Raw genomic sequence first — 4,490 nt, forward strand, 5'->3', positions numbered from 1 at the left:
CGTCGTCATCGGCGGCGGCAACATCTTCCGCGGCGTGGCCGGCGGCTCCGTCGGCATGGACCGCGCCACCGCGGACTACATGGGCATGCTGGCCACCGTGATGAACGCGCTGGCCCTGTCGGACGCGATGCACAAGCAGGGCCTGGTGCCCCGCGTCATGTCCGCCATCGCCATCGAGCAGGTGGTGGAGCCCTACGTGCGCCCCAAGGCGCTGCAATACCTGGAAGAAGGCAAGGTCGTGATCTTCGCCGCCGGCACCGGCAACCCCTTCTTCACCACCGATACCGCCGCGGCGTTGCGCGGTGCGGAAATCGGCGCCGAGATGGTGCTGAAGGCCACCAAGGTCGATGGCGTCTACACCGCGGACCCGAACAAGGACCCCAGCGCCGAACGCTACTCGCGCATCAGCTTCGACGAGGCGATGGCCCGCAACCTCGGCATCATGGATGCCACCGCCTTCGCGCTGTGCCGCGACCAGAAGCTGCCGATCAAGGTGTTCTCCATCTTCAAGCACGGGGCGCTCAAGCGCGTGGTGCTCGGGGAAGACGAAGGCACGCTGGTTTACGCCTGAGAGAGAGGAAAGCCATGACAACGATCGCCGAAATCAAGCAGACGATGCAGCACAAGATGGACCAGACCATCGCCAACTACAAGACGACGCTGACGCACATCCGCACCGGCCGCGCCAATCCGGGCCTGCTGGACGTGGTGCACGTGGACTACTACGGTTCGTCGGTGCCGATCAACCAGGTGGCCAACGTCTCGCTGCTGGACGCGCGGACCATCTCCGTGCAGCCCTGGGAAAAGGGCATGGGCGCCAAGATCGAGAAGGCGATCCGCGACAGCGACCTGGGCCTGAACCCCGCCTCCATGGGCGACCTGATCCGCGTGCCGATGCCGCCGATGTCGGAAGAGCGCCGCAAGGAGATCACCAAGCTGGTGCGCCACGAGGGCGAGAACGCCAAGATCGCGATCCGCAACCTGCGCCGCGACGCCAACGAGCACATCAAGAAGCTGGTGAAGGACAAGATCGCCACCGAGGACGAACTGAAGCGCGCCGAGGGCGAGGTGCAGAAGGTCACCGACAAGCACATCGCGGAGATCGACCAGCTCGTCGCCAGCAAGGAAAAGGAAATCATGGAGGTGTGAGCGCGCGCCGCAGGCGCGCGTGGTTGGGCGTTGAGCGTTCGGCGTTCAGCGTGAACAGCCCTACAGACCGGTCACGCCCAACGCTCAAGGCTCAACGCCCAACGCCCAACGCCCAACGTGAAACACATCCCGCACCACGTCGCCATCGTCATGGATGGCAACGGCCGCTGGGCCACCAAGCGCTTCCTGCCGCGCGTCGCCGGCCACAAGAAGGGCGTCGACGCGCTGCGCGCCTGCGTGCGCCACTGCGGCGACATCGGCGTGGGCGTGCTGACGGTGTTCGCCTTCTCTTCCGAGAACTGGAACCGGCCGGCGGACGAAGTGTCCGGCCTGATGGAACTGCTGGCCGTGGCGCTGGCGCGCGAGGTGCCGAAGCTGCAGGCCGAGGGCGTGCGCATCCACTTCGTGGGCGACCGTGCGCGCCTGTCCGAGAAGGTGCGCAACGGCCTCGCGCAGGCCGAGGCATTGACGGCCACCAACACGCGCCTGGTCTTCAACATCTGCTTCAACTACGGCGGCCGCTGGGACATCGCCCAGGCCGCGGCGAAGCTCGCGGCGCAGGGCCGCGAGATCACCGAGGAGGCCCTGGCCGGCGCCATGGCGCTGGCGCACGTGCCCGACCCCGATCTCGTGATCCGCACCGGCGGCGAGCAGCGCATCAGCAACTTCCTGCTCTGGCAGGCAGCCTACAGCGAGCTGTACTTCACCGACAAGCTGTGGCCCGAGTTCGACGCCGCGGCGATCGATGCCGCGATCGCCGACTACAGCCGGCGCGAGCGCCGCTTCGGCCGCACTTCCGAGCAGGTCGCCCCCAAGCCATCGAGCCGGAAGGTCGCCTGAAGGAGGCGCCGCGATGCTGAAGCAGCGCGTGATCACCGCCGTCGTCCTGCTGGCGATCCTGCTGCCGGCCCTGTTCTGGAAGACGCCCGAGCCCTTCCTGGCCATCACCCTGGTCCTGATCGCCGCCGGCGGCTGGGAGTGGGGGCGGCTGAACGGCCTGGGGCAGGGCGCCAACATCCTGCTCGGCGTCATCACGCTGGCCCTGTGCGGCGCCGCCTGGGCGCTCGGCTGGCCGCAGCATCCCTCGGCGCCGCTGTGGTCCATCGTCGGCGCGGCCTGGGTGCTGGCCGGCGCGGCCCTGGTGCGCGGCGGCGTCGACGGCTGGCCGAAGATCCCGCGCGCCTTGCGCGTGCCGGGCGGCGTGCTGGCGCTGGCGCTGGCCTGGATCGCGATGGCGCAGGCGCGCGTGATCGGCGTGAACTTCCTGCTCTCGATCCTGGTGCTGGTGTGGGTAGCCGACATCTTTGCCTACTTCGCCGGCCGCGCCATCGGCGGCAAGTTCACCCAGCGCAAGCTGGCGCCGGTGATCAGCCCCAAGAAAAGCTGGGAAGGCGTCTGGGGCGGCATGCTCGGCGTGGTGGTGCTGGCCGTCGCCTGGGCGCTGGCCGACAACGCCGCCCACGCGCAGGTGCCCAGCCTGTATTCCCGTCTCGCCGATCTCGGCTGGCCGGTGGTGGTGGTCGCCGCCATCTTCCTGGCCGCCATGAGCGTCATCGGCGACCTCACCGAATCCCTCGTCAAGCGCAGCGCCGGCATCAAGGATTCGAGCCAGCTGCTGCCCGGCCACGGCGGCGTGCTCGATCGCGTCGACGCCCTGCTGCCCACGCTGCCCTTGGCAATGATGCTGGCGACGCTGGCCCAACGATGAAACAACGCATTGCCGTCCTCGGCTCCACCGGATCGATCGGGGCCAACACGCTGGACGTGGTCGCCCGCCACCCGGAGCGCTTCGAAGTCTTCGCCCTGAGCGCTGCCTCGCGGGTGGAGGCCATGCTGCAGCAGTGCCTGCAGTTCCGCCCCGCCTTCGCCGTGATGGCGCGCGAGGACGCGGGTCGGGCGCTGGCGGCGCAGCTGGAATCCAGCGGCCTGCCCACGCGCGTGCTGTGGGGCGCCGCCGCGCTCGACACCATCGCCGCCCACGAGTCGGTCGACACCGTGATGGCCTCCATCGTCGGCGCCGCCGGCCTGTCCTCCTGCATCGCCGCCGCGCGCGCCGGCAAGAAGCTGCTGCTGGCGAACAAGGAGGCGCTGGTGGTCGGCGGCGAGCTGTTCCTGCAGGCCGTGCGCCAGGGCGGCGCGCGCCTGCTGCCGATCGACAGCGAGCATTCCGCCATCTTCCAGTCGCTGCCCGAAGACCCCGCCACCTGGGAAGCGCGGGTCGAGAAGATCATCCTCACCGCCTCCGGCGGCCCCTTCCGCACCCGCGATCCCGCGAGCCTGCGCGAGGTGACGCCCGAGCAGGCCTGCGCGCATCCGAACTGGGTGATGGGCCGCAAGATCTCGGTCGATTCCGCGACCATGATGAACAAGGCGCTGGAGGTGATCGAGGCGCGCTACCTGTTCGGGCTCGCGCCCGAGCGCCTGCAGGTGGTGATCCACCCGCAGAGCGTGATCCACTCGATGGTGCAGTACCGCGATACCTCCGTGGTGGCGCAGCTGGGAACGCCCGACATGCGCGTGCCGATCGCCTACGGCCTCGCCTGGCCGGAGCGCGTGGCCTCGGGCGCGCAGGCGCTCGACTTCGGAGCGCTGGCGGACATGAGCTTCGAGTCGCTCGACACGCGCGGCCACCGCGAGCGCTTCCCCGGCCTGCAACTGGCCTGGGACAGCCTGGCCGCGCCCTTCGGCACCACGGCCGTGCTGAATGCCGCCAACGAGGTGGCGGTCGCCGCGTTCCTGGAGCGGCGCATCCGCTTCGACCAGATCCACGCGGTAAACCTCGGAACCCTGACGGCCGTGCTTCCCTCCAAGCCGCAATCGCTGCACGATCTGCTGGAGCTGGACGCGCAGGCCCGCCGCGCCGCGCAGCAGCTGATCGCACCGCTCGCGGCCTGATCCGAGACTAGAGGGGACCCGTTCCGATGCTGACCATCGTCGCCTTCATCGTGGCCCTCGGCCTGCTGATCGCCGTGCACGAATACGGCCACTACCGCGTGGCCGTCGCGTGCGGGGTGAAGGTGCTGCGCTTCTCGGTCGGCTTCGGCCGCGCGCTCTACAAGTGGAAGGCGCGCAAGCCGCGCCCCGGCCAGGACACCGAGTTCGTGATCGGCGCCTTTCCCCTGGGCGGCTTCGTGAAGATGCTGGACGAGCGCGAGGGCCCGGTCGATCCCGCCGAGCGCCACCGCGCCTTCAACAACCAGCCCCTGAGGTCGCGGGTGGCCATCGTGGCCGCCGGGCCGCTGGCCAACCTGCTGCTGGCGATCCTGCTCTATGCGCTCGTGAACTGGATCGGCGTGCAGGAGCCGCAGGCCATCCTGGGCAGCCCGGTGGCCGGCTCCATC

6 protein-coding genes are annotated in these 4,490 nt (G+C 69.4%); all 6 read left to right on the plus strand.

The features are described from left to right. Positions 1 to 571: UMP kinase (gene pyrH, locus VFM98_RS13820; protein ID WP_325110493.1), on the plus strand; the 571-nt coding region annotated here is incomplete at its 5' end. A 14-nt stretch (positions 572 to 585) separates the two neighbouring features. Further along, the gene (gene frr, locus VFM98_RS13825; protein WP_325110494.1) at positions 586 to 1,149 is read left to right on the plus strand and encodes a ribosome recycling factor; all 564 of its coding nucleotides are present in this window, start codon (positions 586 to 588) and stop codon (positions 1,147 to 1,149) included. A 117-nt stretch (positions 1,150 to 1,266) separates the two neighbouring features. After that, positions 1,267 to 1,989: a polyprenyl diphosphate synthase gene (gene uppS / locus VFM98_RS13830; protein ID WP_325110495.1), complete on the plus strand. Its 723-nt coding sequence runs from the start codon at positions 1,267 to 1,269 to the stop codon at positions 1,987 to 1,989. 13 nt (positions 1,990 to 2,002) lie between these two features. Then, entirely contained in the window at positions 2,003 to 2,857 is an 855-nt protein-coding gene (locus VFM98_RS13835; RefSeq protein WP_325110496.1) for a phosphatidate cytidylyltransferase, read from the plus strand. Further along, positions 2,854 to 4,044, plus strand: coding sequence for a 1-deoxy-D-xylulose-5-phosphate reductoisomerase (ispC, locus tag VFM98_RS13840; protein WP_325110497.1), 1,191 nt, complete (start codon positions 2,854 to 2,856; stop codon positions 4,042 to 4,044). Before VFM98_RS13835 ends, ispC begins: the two co-directional genes overlap by 4 nt. Positions 4,045 to 4,070: 26 nt before the next feature. Next, on the plus strand, positions 4,071 to 4,490 hold a 420-nt coding region (locus tag VFM98_RS13845; RefSeq protein ID WP_325110498.1), incomplete at its 3' end, for a site-2 protease family protein.

It is taken from the genome of Ramlibacter sp., from assembly GCF_035706265.1.
Lineage (GTDB): Bacteria > Pseudomonadota > Gammaproteobacteria > Burkholderiales > Burkholderiaceae_C > Ramlibacter.

Coding starts and splice junctions, on each gene's coding strand:
- frr (WP_325110494.1), top strand. CDS start 586: ATGACAACGATCGCCGAAATCAAGCAGACGATGCAGCACAAGATGGAC.
- ispC (WP_325110497.1), top strand. CDS start 2,854: ATGAAACAACGCATTGCCGTCCTCGGCTCCACCGGATCGATCGGGGCC.
- VFM98_RS13835 (WP_325110496.1), top strand. CDS start 2,003: ATGCTGAAGCAGCGCGTGATCACCGCCGTCGTCCTGCTGGCGATCCTG.